We start from the raw sequence: 2,055 nt of genomic DNA, 5'->3' as shown, positions 1-2,055 counted from the left end.
ACCACGACTCCACTTCCGGTGTTGGTCACATTGTTATAACCGGTAACAACAGCGACTCCTCCGACTTTGGCAAAATCAACACAGCGGCCATCATAAACCTGACCACGGGCACCGTTGAAAGAAGCATTACTACTTCCATACGCAGCAGAACCAATTCCATCTGTGGCTTGCCCTTGCTGATTTATAGAACCTTGGGCTCGGATTCCTTCCAGATTCGCATCACCGCCGGCCATTGCCCAACCACCTTTAACGATACCAAAGTTGGCTGCAGTTGTTCCATCTGGGCTTACATAAGAGCTGACAAAAATATCTTGAACAACCATAACCCAACCTTCAAGTTTGGCATGGGCGGCTGCAGTCAAGAATCCATATTTGTCAAAATCACTATCCCAACCACTGACTTTTACAGATGTCATCCCTTCACCCCAGGTTTGTGCAAAACTTGCATTGGGGCCGGTTGCTAGAGAATGGGCGCCGACTGTCGTGTTGAAGATTCCACTAATATTAACGGAAGCCCATTGGGGGCAACCATTAGAACCAATGGCGATTGCACTTCCCTCAAAATCAAGAATACCTGTTGATTTGGCATAGGTCATGGAAAGACCGCCGGTATCCAATTTTTCACCTGTGGTGAATACACAGGTATAAACGTTGGCGATTAAACTCAGATCAACGTTGGCCCATGCATAACCTGGAATTTTGAAAAACCAGATTCTTTTATCGGCACCTGTGGCAAAAGCCGTTCCGTGAAGTTCCAGGTCTTTACCACCTGCAGCTCCCCAGGCCATCGGACTATCAAAGTCAACTACAGCAAAATTACTGATGATCATTACACCAGAATCTGCCAGGGCGAGGGCATCCTCACAGGCTCCACCAAAGCAGGGTGCCTTGTAAGGTTGAACCAGTTCCCATTCGCTTTGCGGATTCAAGTTCTTGCCATTTTTCCAGTAGACGACTTCACCGGCATCGGCACCATTGAGTTTCTTATAGTATCCGGGAGGTCCCGTCTTGGCCGTGGCGATGCTGGTTATTACGAATGTCATACAAAATAATACACACAGTACTGCAAACAAGTTTTTAAACTTCATAACTCATGCTCCTTTGTAAAATTGTTAAAAAATAGTTAGTAAGTAATACATTTGCTTTTACCAGTTTGCTCGTTAATTAGTTCCGAGTCTTTGGGCTTCCGCCTCTGGGATAACTCCACGCTCAATCAGTGATTCTGTCACTTCATTCGCTGGAGCAGTGTCTAAAGTTTTGTCGTCATGCGGTTTAACCAAAACTCCGCTAACGTATGCGGACTCTTGAGTCAAGCGATCAAGTTGACCATCAATTCCACTTCCGGGTTCCACAATAGAACTCTCTCCGTCAGCGAATGAAATACCGCACATAATAAACATTGAAACAATTGCAATTGCCACAATCTTTTTAATCATAGATTGTTTCTCCTTTTTTTTAATTAAAGATTAAAAAGTTTCACCACCCCCTTTCAATCGGTTGAGTATTTAAACTCTCCCAAAAACATTAGCGTTTTTCCACCAGAGCTTAGAAGCTGTAATGTGTATTTAACATTTTTGTATTTTTCATCATAGGGTAATTGTATAGTGTAACTCCTATAGCTTCTGTTGCTCTTTCCTACTCTCTGCCCTCTTGCCTCATCAATCCCGCCGTTGGATTTCCATTGAATCATTTCCCAAATAGAATATTCCTGATTTGTTGGGTTTTGGACTTCCAGGCTTACCATGATAGTTTTATATTTTTTCATGGATATATAATTTTGTTGGTTTAAGGCGAGGTGTTTTGAAATTGGAACTTCATATCCGTCCAAATCTTTTTCGGTTGAAATCGCTGTGTAATAAAATAGAACTGAAACTGATTTATCCAAACTTTTCATGATGTAGTGAGGAGTTGGTATTTGGCGACCACCTTGATCAACTATATCAAGGTTCTGAGTAGCACAACCACCAACAGCGAAGAAGGTTAAAAAAACTGCTGCTACTAAGTAACATAATTCTTTTCGCATAACATATTCCTTTCACATAATTGGTTAAAAAA

3 protein-coding genes are annotated in these 2,055 nt (G+C 42.2%); all 3 read right to left on the bottom strand.

Annotated elements, in window-relative coordinates:
* On the bottom strand, positions 1 to 1,088 hold a 1,088-nt coding region (locus tag VMW01_04085; protein ID HUW05419.1), incomplete at its 3' end, for a hypothetical protein.
* Between the two features lie 72 nt (positions 1,089 to 1,160).
* Positions 1,161 to 1,436: a hypothetical protein gene (locus tag VMW01_04080; GenBank protein HUW05418.1), complete on the bottom strand. Its 276-nt coding sequence runs from the start codon at positions 1,434 to 1,436 to the stop codon at positions 1,161 to 1,163.
* 53 nt (positions 1,437 to 1,489) lie between these two features.
* Entirely contained in the window at positions 1,490 to 2,023 is a 534-nt protein-coding gene (locus VMW01_04075; GenBank protein ID HUW05417.1) for a hypothetical protein, read from the bottom strand.
* Positions 2,024 to 2,055 lie beyond the last annotated feature (32 nt).

The sequence above is a fragment of the Williamwhitmania sp. genome, assembly GCA_035529935.1.
GTDB lineage: Bacteria > Bacteroidota > Bacteroidia > Bacteroidales > Williamwhitmaniaceae > Williamwhitmania.
Note: the sequence above shows the minus strand (reverse complement) of the source record. Positions and strands in the feature narration are given on the sequence as shown.

What these genes read in the sequence shown, in the direction of transcription:
- VMW01_04075 (HUW05417.1), bottom strand. Translation starts at nt 2,023, where the DNA reads ATGCGAAAAGAATTATGTTACTTAGTAGCAGCAGTTTTTTTAACCTTC.
- VMW01_04080 (HUW05418.1), bottom strand. Translation starts at nt 1,436, where the DNA reads ATGATTAAAAAGATTGTGGCAATTGCAATTGTTTCAATGTTTATTATG.